At 69.6% G+C, this 24,133-nt stretch carries 21 protein-coding genes; 12 read left to right on the plus strand and 9 right to left on the minus strand.

Going from position 1 to position 24,133, the window contains the following annotated elements; all coding sequences use genetic code 11:
• Window positions 1–222 precede the first annotated feature (222 nt).
• From ccrA to pssA, 7 genes are all read left to right on the plus strand, one after another.
• Window positions 223–1,560, plus strand: coding sequence for a crotonyl-CoA carboxylase/reductase (gene ccrA, locus OG542_RS06995; protein WP_193477511.1), 1,338 nt, complete (start codon window positions 223–225; stop codon window positions 1,558–1,560).
• Window positions 1,561–1,569: 9 nt separating this feature from the next.
• Complete coding sequence (locus OG542_RS07000; protein ID WP_328409157.1) at window positions 1,570–3,597, plus strand: protein meaA; 2,028 nt, start codon at window positions 1,570–1,572, stop codon at window positions 3,595–3,597.
• Complete coding sequence (locus tag OG542_RS07005; protein ID WP_184588553.1) at window positions 3,594–4,553, plus strand: HpcH/HpaI aldolase/citrate lyase family protein; 960 nt, start codon at window positions 3,594–3,596, stop codon at window positions 4,551–4,553. Before OG542_RS07000 ends, OG542_RS07005 begins: the two co-directional genes overlap by 4 nt.
• Window positions 4,554–4,558: 5 nt before the next feature.
• A complete protein-coding gene (locus OG542_RS07010; protein ID WP_184588554.1) occupies window positions 4,559–5,071 on the plus strand; it encodes a MaoC family dehydratase in 513 nt (170 codons plus the stop codon).
• Window positions 5,072–5,073: 2 nt separating this feature from the next.
• Complete coding sequence (locus tag OG542_RS07015) at window positions 5,074–6,279, plus strand: acyl-CoA dehydrogenase family protein (protein ID WP_328409159.1); 1,206 nt, start codon at window positions 5,074–5,076, stop codon at window positions 6,277–6,279.
• Window positions 6,280–6,449: 170 nt separating this feature from the next.
• Entirely contained in the window at window positions 6,450–7,106 is a 657-nt protein-coding gene (locus tag OG542_RS07020; protein WP_003994082.1) for a phosphatidylserine decarboxylase, read from the plus strand.
• Between the two features lie 22 nt (window positions 7,107–7,128).
• Window positions 7,129–7,947 carry a CDP-diacylglycerol--serine O-phosphatidyltransferase gene (gene pssA, locus OG542_RS07025; protein ID WP_328417807.1) on the plus strand — a complete coding sequence of 273 codons (819 nt, stop codon included), beginning with the start codon at window positions 7,129–7,131 and terminating at the stop codon, window positions 7,945–7,947.
• Window positions 7,948–8,160: 213 nt separating this feature from the next.
• Here the strand turns inward: pssA and OG542_RS07030 are convergent, their stop codons facing one another.
• Entirely contained in the window at window positions 8,161–9,279 is a 1,119-nt protein-coding gene (locus OG542_RS07030) for a glycerate kinase (protein WP_328417809.1), read from the minus strand.
• Between the two features lie 201 nt (window positions 9,280–9,480).
• On the opposite strand from OG542_RS07030, the gene OG542_RS07035 reads away from it, so the two are divergent.
• The 3 genes from OG542_RS07035 to OG542_RS07045 are packed head-to-tail and all read left to right on the plus strand — an operon-like array spanning window position 9,481 to window position 11,864.
• On the plus strand, window positions 9,481–10,554 hold the full coding sequence (locus tag OG542_RS07035) for an ADP-ribosylglycohydrolase family protein (RefSeq protein WP_311128594.1): 1,074 nt from the start codon (window positions 9,481–9,483) through the stop codon (window positions 10,552–10,554).
• 22 nt (window positions 10,555–10,576) lie between these two features.
• Window positions 10,577–11,071 (plus strand): NUDIX domain-containing protein, encoded by a 495-nt coding sequence (locus tag OG542_RS07040; RefSeq protein ID WP_261683338.1) that lies wholly within the window; start codon window positions 10,577–10,579, stop codon window positions 11,069–11,071.
• 55 nt (window positions 11,072–11,126) lie between these two features.
• Complete coding sequence (locus OG542_RS07045; protein ID WP_328409162.1) at window positions 11,127–11,864, plus strand: SIR2 family NAD-dependent protein deacylase; 738 nt, start codon at window positions 11,127–11,129, stop codon at window positions 11,862–11,864.
• 22 nt (window positions 11,865–11,886) lie between these two features.
• Here the strand turns inward: OG542_RS07045 and OG542_RS07050 are convergent, their stop codons facing one another.
• From OG542_RS07050 to OG542_RS07065, 4 genes are read right to left on the minus strand one after another with little or no spacing between them, the layout of a single operon-like run.
• Window positions 11,887–12,855 carry an SCO2521 family protein gene (locus OG542_RS07050; protein ID WP_328409164.1) on the minus strand — a complete coding sequence of 323 codons (969 nt, stop codon included), beginning with the start codon at window positions 12,853–12,855 and terminating at the stop codon, window positions 11,887–11,889.
• The gene (locus OG542_RS07055; RefSeq protein WP_328409166.1) at window positions 12,852–13,880 is read right to left on the minus strand and encodes an SCO2522 family protein; all 1,029 of its coding nucleotides are present in this window, start codon (window positions 13,878–13,880) and stop codon (window positions 12,852–12,854) included. The genes OG542_RS07050 and OG542_RS07055 overlap by 4 nt, the downstream gene beginning before the upstream one ends.
• Window positions 13,877–14,794 (minus strand): SCO2523 family variant P-loop protein, encoded by a 918-nt coding sequence (locus OG542_RS07060; RefSeq protein ID WP_328409168.1) that lies wholly within the window; start codon window positions 14,792–14,794, stop codon window positions 13,877–13,879. Before OG542_RS07060 ends, OG542_RS07055 begins: the two co-directional genes overlap by 4 nt.
• Window positions 14,795–14,824: 30 nt before the next feature.
• Window positions 14,825–15,553 carry an SCO2525 family SAM-dependent methyltransferase gene (locus OG542_RS07065; RefSeq protein WP_328409170.1) on the minus strand — a complete coding sequence of 243 codons (729 nt, stop codon included), beginning with the start codon at window positions 15,551–15,553 and terminating at the stop codon, window positions 14,825–14,827.
• 319 nt (window positions 15,554–15,872) lie between these two features.
• Here OG542_RS07065 and OG542_RS07070 point away from each other — a divergent pair, with 319 nt between their 5' ends.
• On the plus strand, window positions 15,873–16,562 hold the full coding sequence (locus OG542_RS07070; RefSeq protein WP_328409172.1) for a hypothetical protein: 690 nt from the start codon (window positions 15,873–15,875) through the stop codon (window positions 16,560–16,562).
• Here the strand turns inward: OG542_RS07070 and OG542_RS07075 are convergent.
• Window positions 16,545–17,048 (minus strand): methylated-DNA--[protein]-cysteine S-methyltransferase, encoded by a 504-nt coding sequence (locus OG542_RS07075; RefSeq protein ID WP_328409174.1) that lies wholly within the window; start codon window positions 17,046–17,048, stop codon window positions 16,545–16,547. The genes OG542_RS07070 and OG542_RS07075 overlap by 18 nt on opposite strands.
• Window positions 17,049–17,057: 9 nt before the next feature.
• Window positions 17,058–18,539 carry an AlkA N-terminal domain-containing protein gene (locus tag OG542_RS07080; RefSeq protein ID WP_328409176.1) on the minus strand — a complete coding sequence of 494 codons (1,482 nt, stop codon included), beginning with the start codon at window positions 18,537–18,539 and terminating at the stop codon, window positions 17,058–17,060.
• 119 nt (window positions 18,540–18,658) lie between these two features.
• Here OG542_RS07080 and OG542_RS07085 point away from each other — a divergent pair, with 119 nt between their 5' ends.
• On the plus strand, window positions 18,659–19,021 hold the full coding sequence (locus OG542_RS07085) for an ArsR/SmtB family transcription factor (protein WP_184588573.1): 363 nt from the start codon (window positions 18,659–18,661) through the stop codon (window positions 19,019–19,021).
• A gap of 27 nt (window positions 19,022–19,048) precedes the next feature.
• On the opposite strand, the gene OG542_RS07090 is transcribed toward OG542_RS07085, so the two are convergent.
• Window positions 19,049–22,945, minus strand: a complete 3,897-nt coding sequence (locus tag OG542_RS07090; protein WP_328409178.1) for a glycoside hydrolase family 2 TIM barrel-domain containing protein — start codon at window positions 22,943–22,945, stop codon at window positions 19,049–19,051.
• A 205-nt stretch (window positions 22,946–23,150) separates the two neighbouring features.
• Window positions 23,151–23,981: an alpha/beta fold hydrolase gene (locus OG542_RS07095; RefSeq protein ID WP_328409180.1), complete on the minus strand. Its 831-nt coding sequence runs from the start codon at window positions 23,979–23,981 to the stop codon at window positions 23,151–23,153.
• Window positions 23,982–24,133: the final 152 nt, after the last annotated feature.

The following is a 24,133-nucleotide window of genomic DNA, read 5'->3' on the forward strand; positions in this document are numbered from 1 at the left end:
TGACACGCGGTGTCATACGTTGGAGAGGTCCGGGCGACGTCCCAGCAAGCCCACCGCCTGCTCGCCCGGACGCCTGCGTCACAGGCAACCTCCCGCGCCACAAAGCGCTGCCGAACAGCACCACCGCCGAACCGACGGCACACCCTCAACCCTCAGCAGCACCGCCGTAACCCTCAGCGCCCCTCCCTCAGGGCGCACACCGCCGGAGGCAACACCGTGACCATGAAGGACATCCTGGCCGCGATCCAGTCGCCCGACTCCGTGTCGGAGGACTTCGCCGCCCTGCCGCTCCCCGAGTCGTACCGCGCGATCACCGTGCACAAGGACGAGACGGAGATGTTCGCGGGCCTCGCGACCCGCGACAAGGACCCCCGCAAGTCGATCCACCTGGACGAGGTCCCGGTCCCGGAGCTCGGCCCGGGCGAGGCCCTGGTGGCCGTCATGGCCTCCTCGGTCAACTACAACTCGGTGTGGACCTCGATCTTCGAGCCGCTGTCGACGTTCGGCTTCCTGGAGCGCTACGGCCGGCTCAGCGAGCTCACCAAGCGCCACGACCTGCCGTACCACGTCATCGGCTCCGACCTCGCGGGCGTCGTCCTGCGCACCGGCCCGGGCGTCAACGCCTGGCGGCCCGGTGACGAGGTCGTCGCGCACTGTCTCTCCGTCGAGCTGGAGTCCAGCGACGGCCACAACGACACGATGCTCGACCCCGAGCAGCGCATCTGGGGCTTCGAGACCAACTTCGGCGGCCTCGCCGAGGTCGCGCTGGTCAAGTCGAACCAGCTGATGCCCAAGCCCGACCACCTCAGCTGGGAGGAGGCCGCCGCCCCCGGCCTGGTCAACTCCACCGCCTACCGGCAGCTGGTCTCCCGCAACGGCGCCGGCATGAAGCAGGGCGACAACGTGCTCATCTGGGGCGCGAGCGGCGGACTCGGCTCCTACGCCACCCAGTTCGCGCTGGCCGGCGGCGCCAACCCGATCTGCGTGGTCTCCAGCGACCAGAAGGCGGACATCTGCCGGGCTATGGGCGCCGAGGCGATCATCGACCGCAACGCCGAGGGCTACAAGTTCTGGAAGGACGAGAACACCCAGGACCCGAAGGAGTGGAAGCGCTTCGGCAAGCGCATCCGCGAACTCACCGGCGGGGAGGACATCGACATCGTCTTCGAGCACCCCGGCCGCGAGACCTTCGGTGCGAGCGTCTTCGTCACCCGCAAGGGAGGCACCATCACCACCTGCGCCTCGACCTCGGGCTACATGCACGAGTACGACAACCGCTACCTGTGGATGTCGCTGAAGCGGATCATCGGCTCGCACTTCGCCAACTACCGCGAGGCCTGGGAGGCCAACCGGCTCATCGCGAAGGGCAAGATCCACCCCACCCTGTCGAAGGTGTACTCCCTGGAGGACACCGGCCAGGCCGCCTACGACGTGCACCGCAACCTCCACCAGGGCAAGGTCGGCGTGCTCGCGCTGGCCCCCGAGGAGGGCCTGGGCGTGCGCGACCACGAGAAGCGCGCCAAGCACATCGACGCCATCAACCGCTTCCGGAACATCTGAGGTCCGTCCATGAGTGAGCGTCAGAAGGACCGGCCGTGGCTCATGCGCACCTACGCCGGTCACTCCACGGCCGAGGCGTCCAACGAGCTGTACCGGCGCAATCTCGCCAAGGGGCAGACGGGTCTGTCGGTGGCGTTCGACCTGCCGACGCAGACCGGCTACGACTCCGACCACATCCTCGCCCGCGGCGAGGTCGGCCGGGTCGGTGTGCCGATCGCGCACCTCGGTGACATGCGCCGGCTGTTCCAGGACATCCCCCTGGAGCAGATGAACACCTCGATGACCATCAACGCCACGGCCATGTGGCTGCTGGCGCTCTACCAGGTCGTCGCCGAGGAGCAGGGTGCGGACATCACCAAGCTCCAGGGCACGACCCAGAACGACATCGTCAAGGAGTACCTGTCCCGGGGGACGCACGTGTTCCCGCCGGGGCCGAGTCTCCGTCTGACGACGGACATGATCGCGTACACGGTCTCCCACATCCCGAAGTGGAACCCGATCAACATCTGCAGCTACCACCTGCAGGAGGCGGGCGCCACGCCGGTGCAGGAGATCGCGTACGCGATGTCCACCGCGATCGCCGTGCTCGACGCCGTGCGCGACTCCGGCCAGGTGCCGCAGGAGCGTATGGGCGACGTCGTCGGCCGGATCTCGTTCTTCGTGAACGCGGGCGTCCGGTTCGTCGAGGAGATGTGCAAGATGCGCGCCTTCGGCCGCATCTGGGACAAGGTCACCCGCGAGCGGTACGGCATCGAGAACCCCAAGCACCGCCGCTTCCGCTACGGCGTCCAGGTCAACTCCCTGGGCCTGACGGAGGCTCAGCCGGAGAACAACGTCCAGCGGATCGTGCTCGAGATGCTGGCCGTGACCCTCTCCAAGGACGCACGCGCGCGTGCCGTGCAGCTCCCCGCCTGGAACGAGGCGCTGGGACTGCCCCGCCCCTGGGACCAGCAGTGGTCGCTGCGCATCCAGCAGGTGCTGGCCTACGAGAGCGATCTGCTGGAGTACGAGGACATCTTCGAGGGCTCGAAGGTGATCGAGGCGAAGGTCGGGGAACTGGTCGAGTCCGCCTTCGCGGAGATCGACCGCATCCAGGAGATGGGCGGCGCGATGGCGGCCGTCGAGTCCGGCTATCTCAAGTCGCAGCTGGTCGCCTCGCACGCCGAGCGCCGGGGCCGGATCGAGTCGGGCCAGGAGAAGATCATCGGTGTCAACGCCTTCGAGGGCACCGAACCCAACCCCCTGACCGCCGACCTGGACACCGCGATCCAGACGGTCGACCCGGAGGTCGAGGCCCGCGTCATCGCCTCGCTCCAGCAGTGGCGCGACAACCGCTACCAGCCGCCCTTCAACCACCCGCGCCCCTGCAAGGCGCTGGAGCGGCTGAAGGAGGCCGCCCGCGGCACCGGGAACCTCATGGAGGCCACCCTGGAGTGCGCCCGCGCCGGGGCGACGACCGGCGAGTGGGCCGGGGCCCTGCGCGAGGTGTTCGGCGAGTTCCGCGCCCCGACGGGCGTCTCGTCGGCGCCCGTGGCCGTCCCGGTCGAGGAGGGCAGCACGCTGGCCCTGGTCCGCCGCAAGGTGGATCTGACGGCCAAGGACCTGGACGTCGGCAAGCTGCGCTTCCTGGTCGGCAAGCCGGGACTGGACGGGCACTCCAACGGCGCGGAGCAGATCGCGGTGCGCGCGCGTGACGCCGGCTTCGAGGTGGTCTACCAGGGCATCCGGCTCACGCCCGAGCAGATCGTGGACGCGGCCATCGCCGAGGACGTGCACGCGGTCGGCCTGTCCATCCTGTCCGGCTCGCACGCCCAGCTGGTGCCGGACGTGCTCGAACGGCTCCGTGTGGCCGGTGCCACAGACATCCCGGTGATCGCGGGTGGCATCATCCCCAACGGGGACGCCGAGCAGCTCAGGGCCGCCGGAGTGGCCGCCGTCTTCACCCCGAAGGACTTCGACATCACCGGAATCATCGGCCGCATCGTCGACGAGATCCGGAAAGCGAACAAGCTCGACCCCCTGGAGGTCCCCGCATGACCGTCAACCGTCTGCGTCCCCGCCGCTCGTGTCTCGCGGTGCCGGGAAGCAACCCCCGCTTCCTGGAGAAGGCGCAGGGCCTCCCGGCGGACCAGGTCTTCCTCGACCTGGAGGACGCGTGCGCCCCGCTCGCCAAGCCCGAGGCGCGGCACACCATCGTCAAGTTCCTCAACGAGGGCGACTGGACGGGCAAGACGCGCGTCGTGCGGGTCAACGACTGGACGACCGAGTGGACGTACCGGGACGTCGTCACGGTCGTCGAGGGCGCCGGCCAGAACCTCGACTGCATCATGCTGCCGAAGGTGCAGACGGCCCAGCAGGTCGTCGCCCTCGATCTGCTGCTGACGCAGATCGAGAAGACGATGGGCTTCGAGGTCGGCAAGATCGGCATCGAGGCGCAGATCGAGAACGCGCAGGGCCTGAACAACGTCAACGAGATCGCGACGGCCTCCCCGCGCGTCGAGACGATCATCTTCGGCCCGGCCGACTTCATGGCGTCGATCAACATGAAGTCGCTGGTCGTGGGCGAGCAGCCGCCCGGCTACCCGGCGGACGCCTACCACTACATCCTGATGAAGATCCTGATGGCAGCCCGCGCCAACAACCTCCAGGCGATCGACGGCCCCTACCTCCAGATCCGCAACATCGACGGCTACCGCGAGGTCGCCCAGCGCGCCGCCGCGCTCGGCTTCGACGGCAAGTGGGTGCTGCACCCGGGCCAGGTCGAGGCCTCCAACGAGATCTTCTCGCCGTCGCAGGAGGACTACGACCACGCCGAGCTGATCCTGGACGCGTACGACTACTACACGTCCGAGGCGGGCGGCAAGAAGGGCTCCGCGATGCTCGGCGACGAGATGATCGACGAGGCCAGCCGCAAGATGGCCCTGGTCGTCTCCGGCAAGGGACGCGCCGCCGGCATGCAGCGCACCAGCAAGTTCGAGATCCCGGAGGCGTGACGACGATGCAGTTCGGACGCACTTACGAGGAGTTCGAGGTCGGCGCGACGTACAAGCACTGGCCGGGAAAGACGGTCACGGAGTACGACGACCACCTGTTCTGTCTCCTCACCATGAACCACCACCCGCTCCACATGGACACGAACTATGCGGAGAAGACGACGGACTTCGGCAAGAACGTCGTCGTGGGCAACTACATCTACTCCCTCCTGCTCGGCATGTCCGTCCCGGACATCTCCGGCAAGGCGATCGCCAACCTGGAGATCGAGTCGCTCAAGCACGTGGCGCCGACCTTCCACGGCGACACGGTCTACGGCCAGACGACCGTGCTCGACAAGTGGCCGTCCAAGTCGAAGAACGACCGCGGCATCGTCTACGTCGAGACCAAGGGCTACAAGCAGGACGGCACGCTCGTCTGCGTGTTCCGCCGCAAGGTGATGGTGCCGACCGAGACGTACATCAAGGAGCGCGGCGGCGAGCAGCCCGGCCGCCCCGAGCTCACGGAGCAGGAGAAGTAGCCATGGCGCGACTCGCCCAGACCGCCGGTCTGACCGACATCCAGCAGGAGATCCTGTCCACCGTCCGGGACTTCGTGGACAAGGAGATCATCCCGGTCGCGACGGAGCTTGAGCACCGCGACGAGTACCCGCAGCAGATCGTCGACGGGCTGAAGGAGTTGGGCCTGTTCGGCCTGATGATCCCCGAGGAGTACGGGGGTCTGGGCGAGTCTCTCCTGACGTACGCGCTGTGCGTGGAGGAGATCGCCCGCGGGTGGATGTCGGTGTCCGGCATCATCAACACCCACTTCATCGTGGCGTACATGCTCAAGCAGCACGGCACGCAGGAGCAGAAGGACCACTTCCTGCCGAGGATGGCGGCCGGTGACATCCGGGGGGCGTTCTCGATGTCGGAGCCGGCCCTCGGCTCGGACGTGTCGGCGATCACGTCAAAGGCGGTGAAGGACGGCGAGGAGTACGTCCTGAACGGCCAGAAGATGTGGCTGACGAACGGCGGAACGTCGTCTCTGGTGGCCGTTCTGGTCAAGAGTGACGAAGGTCACCCCGAGGGCACGGCGCCTCACAAGTCGATGACGACCTTCCTGGTCGAGAAGGAGCCCGGTTTCGGCGAGGTCCGCCCCGGCCTCACCATTCCCGGGAAGATCGACAAGATGGGGTACAAGGGTGTCGACACCACCGAACTCATCATGGATGGCCTGCGGATTCCTGCGGATCGCGTGCTCGGCGGGGTCACCGGCCGTGGTTTTTACCAGATGATGGACGGCGTCGAGGTCGGGCGCGTCAACGTGGCGGCACGTGGCTGCGGCGTCGCTCAGCGTGCGTTCGAACTGGGCGTCCGGTACGCGCAGCAGCGTCACACCTTCGGGAAGCCGATCGCCCAGCACCAGGCGATCCAGTTCAAGCTGGCCGAGATGGCTACCAAGGTCGAGGCCGCGCATGCGATGATGGTGAACGCAGCTCGCAAAAAGGACTCCGGTGAGCGAAACGACCTCGAGGCTGGGATGGCGAAGTACCTCGCCTCCGAGTACTGCAAAGAGGTCGTCGAAGACGCCTTCCGGATCCACGGCGGCTACGGCTTCTCCAAGGAGTACGAGATCGAACGCCTCTACCGTGAGGCGCCGATGCTGCTCATCGGTGAAGGTACCGCCGAGATCCAGAAAATGATCATCGGTCGGCGACTGCTCGAAGAGTATCGATTCCAGGGCTAGATGTCCGGATACGGGGTGTTTTCTTGGAGAAGAAGATCACACCCCGTCAGCACTCTTCAGTCGCCGACTCGGCTGCCTGGCTTACCCAGTTACGGCCCCGAGCCGCTACGATCGCCGGAAAGCCGCCGTCCCCCGTCAGAGTGCGGCCTCATCCGCTACGAAGGTCATCCATGCCCCACAGCCAAACCTCTGCACCACGCGACAGCCGGGCCGGCGTACGCCTCGCGCGCGGAGCATCGCCGTGGCTCCTTCCGACCGTCGCCACCGCAGCCCTCAGCCTGGCCCGTGCCCGCCGCTCCGGCGCCGCCAAGGCCGTCGCCGTTCCCGCCACCGCGCTCGCGGCGGGAATGCTGTGGTTCTTCCGCGACCCCGAGCGCGAGATCACCCAGGGCCGGGTCATCTCGCCCGCCGACGGTGTGGTGCAGAGCATCATGCCGTGGAAGGACGGCCGCACCCGCGTCGCGATCTTCATGAGCCCGCTCAACGTGCACGTCAACCGCGCGCCGCTGGCCGGCACGGTGACGTCGGTCGAGCACATCCCCGGTGGCTTCGTCCCCGCTTTCAACAAGGAGAGCGAGAACAACGAGCGGGTCGTGTGGCACTTCGACACCGAGCTCGGCGACATCGAGATGATCCAGATCGCCGGCGCGGTCGCCCGCCGCATCGTTCCCTACGTGCCCCAGGGCACGAAGGTCGAGCAGGGCGAGCGGATCGGCCTGATCCGCTTCGGCTCGCGTGTGGACCTCTACCTGCCCGAGGGCGTGGAGGTCGCGGTCGAGGTCGGTCAGAAGACCGTGGCTGGGGTGACTCGCATTGACCGTGATTGATCCTGATACCAAGGCCGGCTGGATCCCGGAGGCCGACGAGGTCGACGAAGAAGAAGAGATGCCTCTCTCGCTTCGCCTGTCGATAGCGGACACCCTAACGCTCGGCAACGCCACGTGCGGCTTCATGGCGGTGTACTTCACCACCACCGGCATCCTGATCCCGGACCTCACGGGCAGCCAGGAGCCCGGCATGGCCCGCCACAGCGCGGCCACGGCGGTCATCCTGATGCTCTGCGCGGCGGTCTTCGACCTCTTCGACGGCCTGGTGGCGCGCAAGCTGCGCTCCTCCCCCATGGGCGCCGAGCTGGACAACCTGTCCGACCTGATCAGTTTCGGCCTCGCGCCGGCGTACTTCGTCCTCGTGTACGGCATGGTGGCCGACGACGCGCATCAGCGGGTGGCGGCGGTCGGGGCGATCGTCGTGTTGTTGGCGGTGGTGCTGCGGCTTGCGCGGTTCTCGTGCGTCACGGTCAAGGACGGCACGTTCCAGGGCATGCCGTCGCCGTTCGGGGCGCTGACGGTCGTGTCGATCGTGCTGCTGGAGCTGCCCTTCGTGGCGACGCTGCTGGCGATCCTGGGTACGGCGTGGCTGATGGTGAGCCGGGTCGAGTATCCGAAGCCGCGGGGGCGGCTCGCGGTGGCGATGCTGTCGTGGATCGTGCTGGGCATGGGCCTGATGGCGGCCTGGGCGTTCGACGCGCCGAGCGGACAGCTGCTGCTGCAGACGGGGTGTGCGCTTCAGCTGGTCATGGGTGCGGTGATTCCGCTGTTCGCCACGGCCCGGCGGGTGAACAACTTCCGTGGCAATCGGCGGGAGGCGCGGGCGGCACAGATTCCGTAGCGCCGTAGCGGTTGGATTCAGCTTGGGCCCCGGACCGGGATTCGGTTCGGGGCCCTTCGCTGTGCGGGTTCGGGGGCGGTCGCTGTCCCTGGGGGCTCCGCCCCAGACCCCCGGCCTATGCCCACCCACCGCCCGAATCGGTCGGACAGGAGGTGCGGTCGAGGGAGGGACAGCCGGCGTACGGAGCCCCGCTCGGATCGGGCAGCACCCGGCTCAGGTCAAGAAGTCCCTGGCGATGCGTTCTGCCACTCGCTCCAGGATCGGGCCCGCCTCGGCGATGCACTTCGCCACGTCCGGCTCCGCATCCGTCAGGGGGTAGGCCCGGCGGAAGCCGGACCGGCCCAGGACCTCCGGGGGCAGAGCGAGGCGGCCGCAGACCGCTACGACGTCCTTGCCGGCGGCGCGGGCCGCCGCGGCGACACCCGCCGGGGCCTTGCCGTGCAGGGTCTGCTCGTCGAGGGAGCCCTCGCCGGTGATCACCAGATCGGCACGGTCCAGCGCGGGTGCGAAACCCAGGACGTCGAGCATCACCTCGATGCCGGGACGGAAGCGGGCGCCCAGCAGCAGGGCACCGTAGCCGATACCGCCCGCAGCGCCCGCGCCGGGCGAGGCGGCGTACTCGGCGGCCTTCGGACCCGCCGGCCCCTCCAGCACCTTCGCGAAGTGCGCGAGGGATGTGTCCAGGGCCGCCACGTCGTCCGGCGAGGCGCCCTTCTGCGGGCCGTAGACCGCGGGTGCGCCCTTCGGGCCGGTCAGCGGATTGTCGACGTCGCTCGCGAGGACCAGTTCGACCTCGGTGAGACGCGGGTCGAGGCCCGACAGATCGGCTGTGGCCAGAGCGGCGAGGCCGCCGCCGCCCGGGGGTACCGGCTCGCCGTCCGCGTCGAGGAACCGGGCGCCCAGCGCGGACAGCATTCCGGCGCCGCCGTCGGTGGTGGCGCTGCCGCCGACCCCGAAGACGATCGTGCGGGCACCCGCGTCCAGGGCGGCCCGCAGCAGCTCGCCGGAGCCGTACGTGGACGCCGTGAGCGGTGCGAAGACCCCGGCGGGCAGCCGCTGGAGTCCGCTCGCCTCGGCCATCTCCACGACCGCGGTGTCCTCGCGCAGCGCGAAGGCCGCCGTCACCTCGTCGCCGAGGGGATCGGCGACCCGTACCTCCCGGCGCTCGAACCCGGCCGCGACCGCCGCGGCCACGGTTCCGTCGCCGCCGTCGGCCACGGGCAACGCCTCGACCTCGAGGTCCGGCACGGCCCGGCGAAGCCCCGCCGTCACCCGCTCGGCGACCTCCACGGCCGTCAGCGACCCCTTGAACTTGTCCGCGGCGACGAGCACCCGCTGCGTCGTTCGGGTACCGCTCACTGCAGCGTCCGCCACTTGCACTCCCCTTGCTCTCCGGGCCCTCACGCACGTCAGGGCCAGTCGCGCCGCTGTGACCTTAACCGGAGCACGCCCCGGCCGTCAGCCTCTGCCCGACTCCTGGACCAGCGGCCTCACTCCCCCGGGCGATCCCGCGGAAACGGGTAGACCGTAACCATGACTCTCGTCGACACGGACGCAGCGCTCGCCGACCGCATTCTCGGCGGCTGGCTGGGCCGCATCGCGGGCAACATGCTCGGCAAGCCGGTCGAGCAGGGTGAGGTGTGGACGCGCGACCGTATCGACCGCTACCTGCGGCAGGCCGCCGCCCTGCCCCTGACCGACTACCTGCCCGAGCCGCTCAGTGAGAGCGACGGATTCGAGCTGCGGCCCGAGTGGCGCCAGTGTGTGCGCGGCCGGATCCACGGCAGCTGCCGTGACGACGACGTCGACTACGCGATCCTCGGCCTCCACCTGCTGGAGACCCACGGCTTCGGCTTCAGCACCGAGCAGGTCGGCGACCTGTGGCTGCTGCGACTGCCGTACCTCCAGACGTTCACCGCCGAGCGGGCCGCGTACCGCAACCTGGCCGACGGGCTCAAGCCGCCGCTGACGGCGACGTACGACAATCCGTACCAGGAGTGGATCGGGGCGCTGATCAGGGCCGACATCTACGGCTGGACCTGTCCGGGCGTGCCGCGCCGGGCCGCCTCGCTGGCCCGGCGGGACGCGGTGCTGTCGCACACCGGCAACGGGGTCTACGGGGCGATGTGGGCGGCGGCGCTGATCGCGGCGGCGTTCACGGCACCCACCGTGCGGCATGCCGTCGACCAGGCCCTGACCGTGATCCCGGCGAGCAGCCGCCTGGCCCGCACGGTGCGCCGGGTGGTCTCCTTGCACGACACCCGGATGTCGTGGGAGGACACGCTCACCACGATCGCCGAGGAGACCCTCGGGATGGGCTGGATCCACACCATCCCGAACGCCGCCGTCCTGACGGCCGGGCTGCTCTACGGCGACGGCGACTTCACACGCACCATCACCCTGACCGTCCGCGGCGGCCTGGACACCGACTCCAACGGGGCGACCGCGGGTTCGGTGGCGGGGGTGTTCGGCGGGGCGGCCGCCATCCCGGACCAGTGGAAGGTCCCGCTGGAGGACACGGTCCGCAGTGCCGTGTTCGGCTTCGACGGGGTGCGGATCAGCGAGCTGGCGGAGCGGACACTGCGGCTGGCGGAGCTGGAGGCCTGACCGTAGTCGTTACCCTGCCCCCATGACCACCTCTGCTGACTTCGCCGCCTACATCGCGTCCCTGCCCCGTGTCCTGGCCGGCGCTGCCGCGCTGTTCCGGGACGGCGAGGGCCGGGTACTGCTCGTCGAGCCCAACTACCGGGACGGCTGGACGCTGCCCGGCGGCACGATCGAGTCCGACGACGGCGAGACCCCGCGGCAGGGCGCGCGGCGCGAGACGGCCGAGGAGATCGGCCTCGACCGTGAGCTCGGCCGGCTGCTGGCGGTGGACTGGGTGCACGGTCCGGGACGTCCGCCGCTGGTGGCGTATCTGTACGACGGCGGGGTGCTCGGCGAGGACGAGCTCAAGGCGATCCGCCTCCAGGAGGAGGAACTGCTGTCCTGGCGGCTCGTACCGCGCGAAGAGCTGACCGAGTACCTCCCGGGCGCTCTCGGCCTCCGCGTCCTCACCGCCCTGGACGTGCTCGCGGACGGCTCGGGCACGGCGGAGCTGGAGAACGGCCACCGGGTGGCCTGACGGGCACCGCGATATCCACTCGCCGCCCCGGGAGGCCCGGCCTACCCTCGACGACATGACCAAGCCCCTCGTCGCCCTCCTCACCGGTGCCGGTATCAGCACCGACTCCGGGATCCCGGACTACCGCGGGCCGAACGGGCTGTGGCGGCTGGATCCGGAGGCCGAGAAGCTCGTGACGTACGAGTACTACATGGGCGATCCGGAGATCAGGCGGCGGTCCTGGCAGATGCGGCGCAAGAACCGGACACTGCGGGCCGAGCCCAACGCCGCGCACCGGGCCATCGCCGACCTGGAGGGGTCGGGGGTACCGGTGCGGGTGATCACGCAGAACGTGGACGGGCTGCACCAGCTCGCCGGGATGCCCGCCCGCAAGGTCCTCGAACTGCACGGCACTGCACGGAGTTTCGTGTGCACCGGCTGCCACACCCGCGGCCCGATGCAGGACGCGCTCGCACGGGTCGAGGCCGGTGAGGACGATCCGCCGTGTCTGGAGTGCGGCGGTGTCCTGAAGTCGGCGACGGTGATGTTCGGCGAGCGGCTCGACCCCGTCGTGCTCGGCGAGGCGGCCGCCATCAGCAAGGCCTGCCAGGTGTTCGTCGCCGTCGGCACGAGCCTCCAGGTCCAGCCCGCCGCCGGCCTCGCCGGTGTCGCCGCCGACCACGGCGCCCGTCTGATCATCGTCAACGCCGAGCCGACGCCGTACGACGAGCGTGCCGACGAGATCGTGCGGGAACCCATCGGCACGGCGCTCCCGGCCCTGCTGCAGCGGCTCGGTGAGGCCGGAGGAGTCTGACGGTTCATGGTCCTGACCGGGCTCAGCCCGGCCCGGGCCCGGTCGGCAGACGTGACTCGAGCAGTGCCAGCCGATCGCGGACACGGTCCACGCACGCGCTCCACTGACGTGTGAAGCCTGCGTGGGCCTCCCACTGGTCCCAGATGTCCCGGAAGCCGGGCGCGACCACTGCGCCGGGCATCCACAGATGGACCAGGTCGTCGACCACCGGACGCAGCCGCATCAGGCCGATTGCCGCGCCGCGGCCTGCGCGGGCCCGGTCCGCAGCGGCCGCGACCGTGGTCAGCAGCCAGTCGTGGAAGGCCAGATCCTCACAGAGAAGGGTGATGTGGTCCGGCGATGCCCCGGCCGATGGTGGAACCACGATCCGGAACGTGCGGAGCTCGTCGCCGACCAGCGTGAACGTGCCCCCGAAGCGGGGGGAGCTGTCGTCCACGACAGCCGACCAGCGCAGCCGGGTGCGTCTCGTGCGCAACGGCGGGCGCTGGTCCAGCAGTCGGGAACGCTGGAGCCGGGCGAGCAACAACGCGTTGACCGCCCCCGGCTCCAGGCTGTCGGGGCCGCACCCGGCCACGAACCTCGCCGCGAGGTCCGTCGGTGTGCTGCGGCCGGTCACCTCGACCACGCCCGGCCGTTCCACATAGTGCGTCCAGGGCAGTCGGAGGCCGCTCCCGGTCTCCAGAACGGCACGTGTCGAGCACTGCAGAACACGACCGCCCACCACACGGCCCCGGGCTTGCAGGGTGCCGATCCCACGCAGCCGAGCGCCCGGTGCCGTCGACAGTCGGCAGTCCACGCCGTGGAGGAGGTCAGGGGAGACGGTGCGACGCACGGGCCGTTCGTAGGAGCGCACGCGCTCGCCCGCCACGACGCTCAGCAGCTCGGCGACCGCTCTCGTCGGCAGGGCCACCCGGTTCATGACCAGTCCGGTACGGATCTCGCCCACCATGATCAGGGAGCACCGCAAGCCGTTGCTGGCCGGTGCGGTCATGCGTCGCCGCCTTGGCCGCTCTCCGAGGCGACGAAGGCGTACATGACGCGCTCGGACAGGCCCGAGGGCACGGGCACTCCCTCCTTCGCGCTGCGCTCGGCGACCTGGGCCAGCGCGTCGGCATCCGCGGCCGTATGCTCGAGGATCACCCTCACGGCGTGCTCGACCGGCAGGAAGCGGCTGCCCAGTACCGAGAAGGTCCGGTAGGCGCAGAACGGCGTCGCATCGCGGTCGAGCCTGATCAGCGGCGGCAGGGCGTCCCACTCCTCGGGGAACGCCTCCTCGGACCAGGTGTGCACGGGCATGACCGCTTCGCCGTGGTCTCTCAGCAGTCCCAGTCTGAGCATCTGCCATACCGCGCCGAGCAGGGGGCACGCCCACTGGCGCGTATCGCCGGGGCCGTCCGCCCAGAGTTCCGCATCGAGGAAGACCGAGTGGCGGTGCGCCCCGAACTCGAGCGGCGGCTCCCACGCGGAAGCGGGGGACATGGCTTGTGGCGTGCCCGCGCCCGGGGACCGGGTGCCGTTCGCCAGCCAGCCGCTCTCGGTCGCGGAGGGCCGTCCTGCGTGGCCGCCCGCAGGTGGCGAGGCGACCAGCCGGGCCAGGAGCAGGGCCGCGACCTGGACGCCGTCGGCCGTGGCGCATCCCGACTCCCGCGCGATGTAGTCGATCCGCAGTCCGGCCCGGGCCGCGGCGTCGGTGACCAGGGGGATGATCTCAGCGGGTGAGGAGAAGCGGGTGAAGTAGTCGTCGATCAGGAAGCATGTGCTGATCCGTGGCTTTCTCGGTTCCGCTGTCCGAGCGAGGGCGCGGGCAGCCGTCTCGACCCAGGGTGCGACCTGGGTGAAGTGGGCGAGCAGCCGTTGTGGCCCGGCGGCGAAGTCCTCCATGTACAGGTGGCCGAGCTCCACTGAGAGGTGGGAGTAGGGGACCGCCTGGGTCGGTGGCTCGGCCGCTCCCTCCCGGAAGATCCAGTCGGTTTCGTGTCCGGAGGGGTCTGCTCCTCCCGCCGCTCGGCCGGTCACGGCGCCTCCCGGCCCGTGCTGCAGGCAAGGGCGTCGGCGAGGTCCGTGAACACCTGCGCCGTCTCCTTGCCGGCCGCAGGTGAGACTGCCACGTCCTCGTCGGTGATGAGTTGCTCGCGCCAATGCAGTACGGGGTCCAGCGGCACCGTGCCCAGGGTGGCCGTGCGGTCCAGCTTCAGGCGGACCGCCAGGTCCTCCAGCTCGGCATCGCGGGCCCTCAGCCATGTCGCGGGCCCGGCGGCCTCTCCCCCGTCCTGCGGGATTCCGAGCCCGGGGACCGCGGTGCGCACATACCGGATCCGCTCCGAGAGAGCCGCTTCGTCGTGTCCCCACAGGACTCCCGCTCGCAGGATCCCGCGGTCGCCGTGCACGAGACCCACTGCTCCAGCGATGTGCTGACGGGTCCAGCGGTGGAAGACGAGCCACCGAGTCGGGACGTACCGCAGTTCCGCTCGCGCGGTGGTCCGCAGGGCGAGGTCGACGGCGTACGACCGGCCGGCCCTCAGGTCGACGATCGTCAGATCGAACTCCTCCTCCAGGGCCAGCAGCAGTTCCGCACATCGTCGCGCCTCGCCGGCGCCGACGGGGAACTCGCCCCCTCCGTGGTCACCCGGTACGAGGCAGAGCCGGCCGGAAGTCATGTGGTCGCCCCGCAGCGCCTCGCGCCGGGAGAGGGACCACACATCGAGGCGTGCAGGTTCGCGGACGCGTCCCTGAAGGTACGAGTGCACTCCTCGGTCCGCAACATCGCGGGCGGCTGCATCGAGTTCGAAGACGGCCGCGGCGCCAGGGGAGCCGAAGTCGAAGTCGGCGTACGCGACGTCATCACCGGCCAAGGAACGACGGTAGGCGATGTTGGCGCACGTGACGGAGCGGCCGGTGCCGCCCTTGTCGGAGGTCGCAAAGATGATCACCGGGTCTCGGTCTCCTCTGGCGCCCCGTGGTTACTTGGCGTATCCGTGCACAAGGATCATGCCGCTGTAGCCGTCCCTGAGAGGCTCGGGTCCGACGCCGAACCGGTAGAACTCCATCCCGTTTCCCAGTCCGCACATCTCCTCCTGCAGATCGCCCATGTCGATGCCGAGAGCCGGAAAATGGCGGCCTCCCACCTCGTACCCTTTGGAGTTCTCCATGAAGGTCATGGCGAACGGCGCTCCGGGCTTCAGCAGTGAGCAGAATCCATGGAGAGCGGTGGTGAATTCCTCGCGGAAGGTGGTGATCGACTCCGCGACGAAGAACATGGTTCCCAGATCCCACTTCATGTCCGGGACGGAACCGAGGATGTCCCACTTCTGCACGGAGGTGCGCCGGTACAGGCAGTCGCGTGGCTGGTCGACCGTGCGATACGGCTCCCGCTCGGCCAGTACCCGCCAGAACCTGTCCCAGTTCTCGGAACAACAACGAAGCTGGCTCGAAAGCCACCTCCTGTTCGCCTCCGACAATTCGAGCAGGCTGATCCGGTCACAGAACGGGAGCATCGCGAGAGCCGGATAGAGATTGGTCCCCGTCCCCACGTCCACGCCTCGGGTGTCCGCGTCGAAGGACTGACCGCACAGAAAGTCCCGGACGATTTCCAGGATGCGCCGGTCCTCGTCATGCAGCTCGGCGTAGTTGTGTTCCAGGTAATCATCCGAGTCGAATGCGTCCCAGTCGTACGCAGCGTTCCCTGCCATGCGTCTCCCCGGAGCGAGGTTCCTGAAAAGATGGACGTACTACCAACTCGCGTGCCCTGGTGCTAGTTTGTGGGGCTCTGCGCCACTCTCACGAGCAAAGATCAAGCCGTTGCCCATTCTTGCTGAAACGGGCGCCACCGAAACTTTCTGATTCTGTCAGGGCTGGCGAATTGATGGGCGGAAGGTCTGTTCGACGACCGCACACGCCGTACCGGCTGGGACACGGGGGATGGAGATGTCCAGGAGAAACGGCACGGGAACAGACGGAGACGAGGGGGCTGGTGCGGCTCGGGCGTGGCTCATTCTGGCGCTGGGCATCGTGACCACCGGTTTCGGTGTCTCCTTCGCCGCGGCCACCGAAGACGACGGCAAGATCTCGCTGGTCAATCAGGAGATCTCCGGTGTGCTCACCGCCGTCGGTGGCGGAATCGTCGGCGCCGTCATCAGCATCATGGTCGCCAGAGCCTCGAACCAGGAGACCCTCCAGCGCATGACGGGCGTGCTGGAGGGTTCGCTCACGAGCACCCTCAGATCGGACAACGCGCGCCTGGCTCCGGTACGGCACCTGTGGCACCACTACTTCGTGACCACCGTGCGCGGCAGGAGCGTCTGGCGCTACGAGCAGTACCCCTTCCACCTCAGTGCCCACGTCGGCTCCCTGGCTGTGGAGATCGACGTCGAATCGGACATGGGCATCGTCAACAAATACCTGGTGGAAGCCTTCGTGCGGCATGAGCGGCTGATCGTCGTGAGCCACAAGGCGCACGACGAGTCCAATGTCTTCGTGGAGGTCTACCCGCAGTTCGGGGGAGAACTCTCCGAGTATTTCGGCTTGGGCTTCGTGAGGACCTGGGACTCCACGAACATCGTCACCAAGGTCGTCGTCAGCCGCCTTCCCCTGGTGTCCGGCTCGATAGGAACGCTCACCGAGCACGACTGCGCGGAACTGGAGCAGATCTGGGAACTGGGTTTCAAGCGCCAGAACGAGGTGTTACCGGACTGCGGATGAGGCGGCACGGGTGCGTGGTGCGCTCTCGAACTCCAGCAGCCGGCGCTTGCGGTCCAGGCCGCCGCCGTAGCCGGTGAGGCTGCCGTTCGCGCCCAGGACGCGGTGGCAGGGGACAATGATGCCGATGGGGTTGCGGCCGTTGGCGAGTCCGACCGCTCGGGAGGCGGTGGGAGTGCCGAGGGTGGCGGCGAGTTCGCCGTAGGTGCGGGTCTCGCCGTACGGGATGCGGCTCAGTCGCTCCCAGACTGTGCGCTGGAACGGGGTGCCCGTCAGGCGGAGTTCGACGGTGAACTCCTTGAGGTCGCCCGCGAAGTACGCCTCGAGTTGTTCCTCCGCCTCCGCGAACAGGGTGTCGTCGCGGGTGCCGAAGGTCTCCTGCGGCGGGCGGTGGCGCTGTTCTGTCATGTAGAGGCCGCACAGGACCCCGTCGTCGGCGACGAGGGTGAGGGGGCCGTAGGGGCTGTCGGTCACGGTGTGGTGCTTCATCGAACGTCCTTATACCGGGAGGAAGTTGATCGGGTGGCTGTCCGTCGCCCAGAGGTACTGGACGGCGTAGGCCCGCCACGGACGCCAGGACGCCGCGCGTGCGGTGAGCGCGGCGGGCGTGGACGGCAGGCCGAGTTCCCGGGCGGCGCGGCGGATGCCGAGGTCGGTGGGGAGGAAGGCGTCCGGGTCGCCGAGGGCCCGCATGGCGATGACGTCGACCGTCCAGGGGCCGAAGCCGGGCAGGGCGAGGAGCTGGGCGCGGCTCTGCGGCCAGTCGCTCTCCACTCCCAGGTGGAGATCGCCGTCGGCGAGTCGGCGGACCAGGGTGGTGAAGGTGGTGCGGCGGGTGCGGGGCATCGCCAGCGACTCGGGGTCCAGCGCCGCGAGGGCCTCGGGTGCCGGGAAGAGGTGGGTGAGGCCGCCCTCGGGGTCGTCGACCGGTTCGCCGTGCGCGGTGACCAGGCGGGCCGCGTGGGTGCGGGCGGCGGCGGTGGAGACCTGCTGGCCGAGCACGGCCCGGACCGCGAACTCGGCCTCGTCCACCGTGCGCGGGACACGCCGGCCGGGTGCCTTGTCGACCAGCGGCGCGAGGACCGGGTCGCGGCGCAGCTGGTCGTCGATCGCGACCGGGTCGGCGTCCAGGTCGAGCAGGCGGCGGCAGCGGCTGATGGCGACGGTCAGGTCGCGCAGGTCGCTGAGGGTGAGGCGGCAGGCGATGTGGTCGGGGGTGGGGGTGAGGGCGACGATGCCGTGGCCGTACGGGAGACGCAGCGTGCGGCGGTAGGAGCCGTCGCGCCACTCCTCCACCCCGGGTACGGCCGTCGCGGCGAGGTGGCCGAAGAGGTTGTCGGGGTTGAGCGGGGTCCGGAACGGCAGCCGCAGGGAGAGCGCGCCGGGCGTGCTCGTGCCCTGCCGCCGCGGGGCACGGGTGCGCAGTTCGCTCGGGGACAGGGCGAAGACCTCGCGGACGGTGTCGTTGAAGGTGCGGATCGAGGCGAAGCCGGCGGCGAAGGCGAGCTGCGCCATCGGCAGGGTCGTCGTCTCGATGAGCAGCCGGGCCGTCTGGGCTCGCTGGGCCCGGGCGAGCGCGAGGGGACCCGCGCCCAGTTCGGCGAGCAGCTGGCGCTCGACCTGCCGGGTGCTGTAGCCGAGCCGGCCGGCGAGGCCCGGCACGCCCTCGCGGTCCACGACGCCGTCGGCGATCAGCCGCATGGCGCGGGCCACCAGGTCGGCGCGCTGGTTCCACTCCGGGGAACCCGGGCTGGTGTCGGGCCGGCAGCGCTTGCAGGCCCGGAACCCGGCCTGCTGGCAGGCCGCGGCGCTCGGGTGGAAGACCATGTTCTCCGGCTTGGGCGGTACGACCGGACAGCTGGGACGGCAGTAGATGCGGGTCGTCAGGACGGCCGTGAAGAACCAGCCGTCGAAGCGCGCGTCCTTGGACTGGACGGCGCGTACGCAGCGCTCGGTGTCGGTGTGCATCCCCATCTGCATACGTCCAGCATCGGTCACCACCGGCGGGCGGGTCTGGCGAGAATCCGACATCGACCTGCCCGGACCGGGACAGATGAAGATTCATTCATGTGTTCGTGTGTGCCCGGTACGATGACGTCATGGGTCATGGAGCCGTCACCACCGCGCAGGACGCCGGCGAGCGCGTACGCCTGGACGCGGACAACGTCGCGAAGGTGGCCACCACGCTCCAGGCCCTGTCCACGCCCTCCCGCCTGCTGATCCTCGCGCGGCTGCGGGAAGGCCCGCTGCCCGCCACCGAGTTGGCGGCCGAGGTGGGCATGGAGCAGTCGGCCTGCTCGCACCAGCTGCGGCTGCTGCGCAACCTGGGCCTGGTGGTGGGCGAGCGACAGGGCCGTTCGGTCGTGTACACACTGCACGACCACCATGTCGCCGAGCTGCTCGACCAGGCCGTGTACCACGTGGAGCACCTGCGCCTGGGCATCAGCGACGCCGCCGACTGAGGCGGCGCCGCTGTCACGCCGTCGGTTCTATTCGGTGGCCGTCGGCCGCCGCGAGGCCTCCATCGCCTCGCTCACCCGCGTCAGGGGACGCAGCCGGTAGGTGAACGCGTAGTCGCGGCCGGCGAGCAGCTTGAACTCGTCGTGCGTGTGCGCGCCCCAGCTGTTGTCGCCGCCCACGCCCATCTGGCGGTGGTTGATCCGCAGGACCACCGTGTCCCGCGGGGTGAGCTGGTAGTCGTGGCGGGCGCCGACCGACAGGTCCTCCGGGGTGAAGCGGGAGGCGTTGACCTCGAGCAGCGGCTCGGCGGAGACGAGCAGTCCGCGTCCGCCGCCGTCCGTCAGCGCGGCCCAGCGGACGTCGGTCTTGTTGCCGTTCTCCTGGGGGCGCAGATAGGAGGTCCACTGCCCGGAGACGGTGCCGGAGTACAGGCCCACGTCGGTGCTGTTGTTGCGGTCCCACATGTTCTCCTCGGGGCCGCGGCCGTAGTAGTGCAGCCGGTCCAGCCGGCGCGGCAGGAACAGCAGGGTGCCGACCTCGGGGATGTACGGCAGGTTCGAGGCGCCCGGGTGCAGGGTGTTGTCGACCTTGATCTCGCCGTTGCCGAAGACCGTGTAGGTGGTGGAGTACGTGGACTGCGGGCCGGTGGGCAGCGTGCCGGTGACCGTGACCTCGACGGCCCGGTCGCCCAGCGGCCGCACGCGCACGTCCGCCACCTTCCGCTTCGCCCCGGCGTCGCGCCACATCTGGTTGCGGGTGTGGTGGCCGTTGCCCCGGTCGTTGTCGGTGGGCGCCCGCCACAAGTTCGGGACGGGGCCGGAGGTGATCAGAGGCGTGCCGGCCGCCTCGTACGATGTGATGGTTCCGGTGCTCTTGTCGAACGTGACCGTGAAGTTCTTGCCTCTGACCGAGAGGGTCTTGTCCCCGTCCGTGTGGCGCAGGGTGGGCACACTGCCGAGCGGCGCCGGTTTCACCGCCGGAGTGCCCGCGTCGAGGGCCAGTTGCTGCTTGGCCACCTCGAATCCCGCCCGGGCCCACTTGGCGGGCTCCTTGGTGGTGAAGGAGAGCTGGAGGAAGTACTCCGTGCCCGGCTCGGGCTTGGCCGGCAGCCGTACCGGCACCTTGATGTCCTTGCCGGTCAGCGGCGCCACATCGAGCTGGTCACGGGTCAGCCGGCCGCGCTGGACGACCTTGCCGTCGGCGAGGAGGGACCAACGGCCCTCGAACTCGCGGAGGTTGGTGAACAGGTACTCGTTGGTGAGCTTGACGGCACCGGGGCCGCCCGGGGCCGGGGCGGCGTTGATCGCCTGGTAGATCTGCTTGACCTCGGCGGCCTTGCCCGTGTGGCCACGGTCGGCGGTGATGATGCCGTCGCCGGCGAAGGCTCCGTCGTTGGGGTTGTCGCCCCAGTCACCGCCGTAGGCGTAGAAGGTCTTCTCGCGCGGGCGCTTCTCGGTGAGCTTGACGGTGGCGGCGTCGAACCAGAACCGCACACCGTCGTCGTCCGGGCCGCGGTCGTCCGAGGCCAGCTCCGCCGTGCTCAGCGGGCGGGCGTACACGCGAGCGCGCCGGATGGTGCCGCTGAACTCCCGGGTCGGGTTGTCCACGTCGGTGGCGAGCGCCAGGGACGCCGTGTTGTCGCTGGGGCGCCGGGTGGTCGTGCGGGTGCCTCGCACCGATCCGTCGACGTACAGGGTGAGCGTCCCCGCGTCCGCGTCGAAGACGCCGGCGACGTGGTGCTCCCTGCCCGTCCAGTCGTCGGGCAGCGCCCAGCTCGCGGTGACCCACTGGCCGCCGCCGTGGATGAAGAACTCCAGGGTTCTGTCGGACTGTTTGAGGGCGTACTGGGTGTCGCCCTTGGCGATGATGGGCTGGTGGAAGCCGGTCACGTGCGGGGTGACCCAGGCCTCCAGCGTGAGGGAGCCGGTGAGGTCGAGGCGGGGGTCGCGGGGGAAGACGGTGCCGCCGGAAACGCCCTTGGCACGGTCGAAGGTGCCGGCGGGCGCGATGATCTCGCCGCGCAGGGTGCCCGGGCCGGACTCGGTCAGCAGTTTGCGGGCCGGGGTGGGCCAGCTCAGGGCCTGGTCGGCGAAGTCCCAGATCCAGCCGCCCTGGAGGACGTCGTAGCGGCGGACGATGTCCCAGTACTTCTTGAAGTTGCCGTTGGAGTTCCCCATGCCGTGGGAGTACTCGATCATCACGTACGGCCGCTTGTCGTTCGTGTCCTTGGCACGCTGCTCGACCCGCTGCGGGCTGTCGTACATCTCGGAGCGGATGTCGCTGATGCCCGGGCGGTCGTCGCCCTCGTACTGGATGACGCGGGTGGGGTCGTAGCCGCGGATCCAGTCGTACATGGCGTTGAAGGTGGTGCCGCCGCCCGCCTCGTTGCCGAGGGACCAGATGACCACCGAGGCGTGGTTCTTGTCGCGGTGGACCATGTTCTGGGCGCGGACCACGCAGGCGTCGGTCCACTCGGGGTGGCCGCTGCCGGGGTACTCGTCGCGGATGCCGTGGGTTTCGAGATTGGTCTCGTCCACGAGGTACAGGCCGTACTCGTCGGCGAGCTCCAGCCACAGCGGGCTGTTGGGGTAGTGCGAGGTGCGGACGCTGTTGATGTTGAGGCGCTTGATGATCTCGATGTCCTCGATCATCTGGGCCCGCGTGAGCGCCGAGCCGGTGACCGGGTGCATCTCGTGCCGGTTCGTGCCTCGGAACGAGACCGGCTTGCCGTTGATGCGCATCAGGCCGTCCTTGAGCGCGAACTCACGGAAGCCGACCCGGTGCGAGAGGGTCTCGACCACCTTGCCGGCCGGGTCGCGCAGGCGCAGTACGGCGGTGTAGAGGTTCGGGTGCTCGGCCGACCAGAGTTTCGGCGAGGGGACGGCTCTGGACGCCTCGACGGTGGCCTCGTCGCCGGCCGGGACGTCGACGGGCTGCTGGAGCGGCCGGGACCAGACGGCGTGACCGCGCGCGTCGTAGAGCTGGGTCTCGACGGTGTAGCGGCCCGCGCCCTCGCCCCCGTAGTCGCGGACCTGCGCGGTGACCTTGAGGTCGGCGGAGGCGTAGTCGTCGCCGAGCGGGGTGTCCAGTTTGAAGTCGCGCAGGTGCACGGAGGGCGTGGAGTACAGGTGGACCGAGCGGAAGATGCCGCTCAGCCGGATCATGTCCTGGTCCTCCAGCCACTCGGCGTCGGAGTAGCGGTACACCTCGACGGCGATCTGGTTGGTGCCCGGCTTGAGGTGGGGGGTGATGTCGTACTCGGCGGAGGTGTAGGAGTCCTCGTGGTAGCCGGCCAACTCGCCGTTGATCCACACGTAGTGGGCGGACTTGACGCCCTCGAAGTGCAGGAAGGTGCGTCGGCCCGACCAGTTCCTCGGCACGGTGAACGTACGGCGGTACTGGCCCACGGGGTTGTAGCGGGTCGGGGCGGCCGGCGGCTGCGCGTCCTCGCCGCCGCCGTTGGGGCCCCACCAGGGGTAGGTGATGTTGACGTAGATCGGGAAGTCGTAGCCCTGGAGCTGCCAGGCCGAGGGCACGGGGATGGTGTCCCAGCCGGAGTCGTCGACGTCGGTGCGGTAGAAGTCGGTGTCCCGGTCGTCGGGCCGGTCGGCGTAGGCGAACTTCCACTTGCCGTCGAGGCTCTGCCGGTACGGCGAGCGCGAGCGGTCGGCGTCCAGCGCCTGCCCGAGGTCCGCGTACGGCATGAGTGTGGTGTGCGGTGGCTCGGTGCCCACCCGGTACACGGTCAGTCCGTCGTTCCACTCCGGAGGGCCGGCCGCCGCCGGGCGCCGGCCGGCCGCGTGCGATGCGGTGGGCGACGCCGAGAGGGCGAGCGCGCCGAGCACGGCGGCGCCCCCTTCGAGCAGACGACGGCGGCTGACTACGGGCCGGTCGGCGGGAGACGGGAACGGGTGCGGGTGCGGCATGACCGTGGCCTTCCTCGGTTCGACAGGGTGCTGCACGGACTGAGGGCACGTCAGACGCGATCCTCAACTGCACATCCGTGATGGGTGTTTCTGTTGGGATGCGTGTCAACTGACGGTGACGGAGCAACTGCTGAGCAGGCACACCCTAGGACTCGCACACAATCGAATCAATGACCCCCGTCGGACTTTGTGCGGTCCTGATGGTTCAGCCTCCGAGGAAGGCGAGCAGCGCACTCGTCAGCCGGGCAGGCGCGTCCAGCGGGACGAGGTGGCCGGCCTCCGGGACGGGCACCAGCCGCGCGCCTGGGATCAGGCCGGCCAGTTCCTGCCCCTTCGCGAAGGGGATCCAGGTGTCCTCGGTGCCCCAGCACACGGTGACGGGCAGGTCGATCGTGGGGTAAAGCGGCTGGATGTCGTCGGTGTAGCGCTGGTCGGCCTGCGCGATCTGGCGGTAGAAGGCGGCCTGGCCCCGCTCCCCCGTCCACGGCCGGACCAGCTCTTCGAGCGCGGCGGGACGCAGACCGAGGTGGCTCGCGGACGTCACGTACTCCCGCACCAGGGCCTCGTGCAGCGGCGCGGGCAGCTGCTCGAAGACGTGGCTGTGCTCCGCGACCAGCCGGAAGAAGGGCGAGCCCCAGGGTTCCAGGGCCACGGGGTCGACCAGCGCGAGCCGCCGGTAGCGGGCCCCCTGCAGCAGATGGGCGCGCAGGGCCACACACCCGCCGAAGTCGTGCGCCACGACGGACGGCTCCCGAAGACCCCAGTGCGCCAGCAGCTCGGTGAAGACCTCGCCCTGGGCACCCAGCGAGACGTCCTGGCCGGGGTACATGCCGGACGTGCCGTAGCCCGCCATGTCCCACACGTGCACACAATGCCCGGCGGCGGCGAGAGCGGGGGCGATCTCGTGCCACACGTACGACGAGAAGGGCGTCCCGTGCAGCAGCACGACCGGCTCGCCCCCGGGATCCCCGAGCCGGTCCCAGCGGACGGTGCCCGACGCCGTGTCCAGACTCTCTCGCAACGACCAGTCGCCCAAGACGGCGCTCCCTCGCTGTACGGAACTGCGTTCCGACCCTCGATTTTTTGTCATTTCGGCGCGACATTGCCGCTCCTCCGAACGTACTGTGACCTCATCGGACAGCCTGCGCAACGGATCTTGGCCGGACCTTTTGCCGCGCCGGAAGGAGC

The sequence above is a fragment of the Streptomyces violaceus genome (assembly GCF_036014075.1).
Classification (GTDB): domain Bacteria; phylum Actinomycetota; class Actinomycetes; order Streptomycetales; family Streptomycetaceae; genus Streptomyces; species Streptomyces violaceus.

Excerpts from the sequence above, each read along its gene's own strand:
- OG542_RS07005 (WP_184588553.1), top strand. The coding sequence starts at position 3,594 with ATGACCGTCAACCGTCTGCGTCCCCGCCGCTCGTGTCTCGCGGTGCCG.
- OG542_RS07075 (WP_328409174.1), bottom strand. The coding sequence starts at position 17,048 with ATGAAGCACCACACCGTGACCGACAGCCCCTACGGCCCCCTCACCCTC.
- OG542_RS07010 (WP_184588554.1), top strand. The coding sequence starts at position 4,559 with ATGCAGTTCGGACGCACTTACGAGGAGTTCGAGGTCGGCGCGACGTAC.
- OG542_RS07020 (WP_003994082.1), top strand. The coding sequence starts at position 6,450 with ATGCCCCACAGCCAAACCTCTGCACCACGCGACAGCCGGGCCGGCGTA.
- OG542_RS07040 (WP_261683338.1), top strand. The coding sequence starts at position 10,577 with ATGACCACCTCTGCTGACTTCGCCGCCTACATCGCGTCCCTGCCCCGT.
- OG542_RS07090 (WP_328409178.1), bottom strand. The coding sequence starts at position 22,945 with ATGCCGCACCCGCACCCGTTCCCGTCTCCCGCCGACCGGCCCGTAGTC.
- OG542_RS07065 (WP_328409170.1), bottom strand. The coding sequence starts at position 15,553 with ATGGCAGGGAACGCTGCGTACGACTGGGACGCATTCGACTCGGATGAT.
- OG542_RS07035 (WP_311128594.1), top strand. The coding sequence starts at position 9,481 with ATGACTCTCGTCGACACGGACGCAGCGCTCGCCGACCGCATTCTCGGC.
- OG542_RS07050 (WP_328409164.1), bottom strand. The coding sequence starts at position 12,855 with ATGACCGCACCGGCCAGCAACGGCTTGCGGTGCTCCCTGATCATGGTG.
- OG542_RS07085 (WP_184588573.1), top strand. The coding sequence starts at position 18,659 with ATGGGTCATGGAGCCGTCACCACCGCGCAGGACGCCGGCGAGCGCGTA.
- OG542_RS07045 (WP_328409162.1), top strand. The coding sequence starts at position 11,127 with ATGACCAAGCCCCTCGTCGCCCTCCTCACCGGTGCCGGTATCAGCACC.
- ccrA (WP_193477511.1), top strand. The coding sequence starts at position 223 with ATGAAGGACATCCTGGCCGCGATCCAGTCGCCCGACTCCGTGTCGGAG.
- OG542_RS07080 (WP_328409176.1), bottom strand. The coding sequence starts at position 18,539 with ATGCAGATGGGGATGCACACCGACACCGAGCGCTGCGTACGCGCCGTC.
- OG542_RS07015 (WP_328409159.1), top strand. The coding sequence starts at position 5,074 with ATGGCGCGACTCGCCCAGACCGCCGGTCTGACCGACATCCAGCAGGAG.
- OG542_RS07000 (WP_328409157.1), top strand. The coding sequence starts at position 1,570 with ATGAGTGAGCGTCAGAAGGACCGGCCGTGGCTCATGCGCACCTACGCC.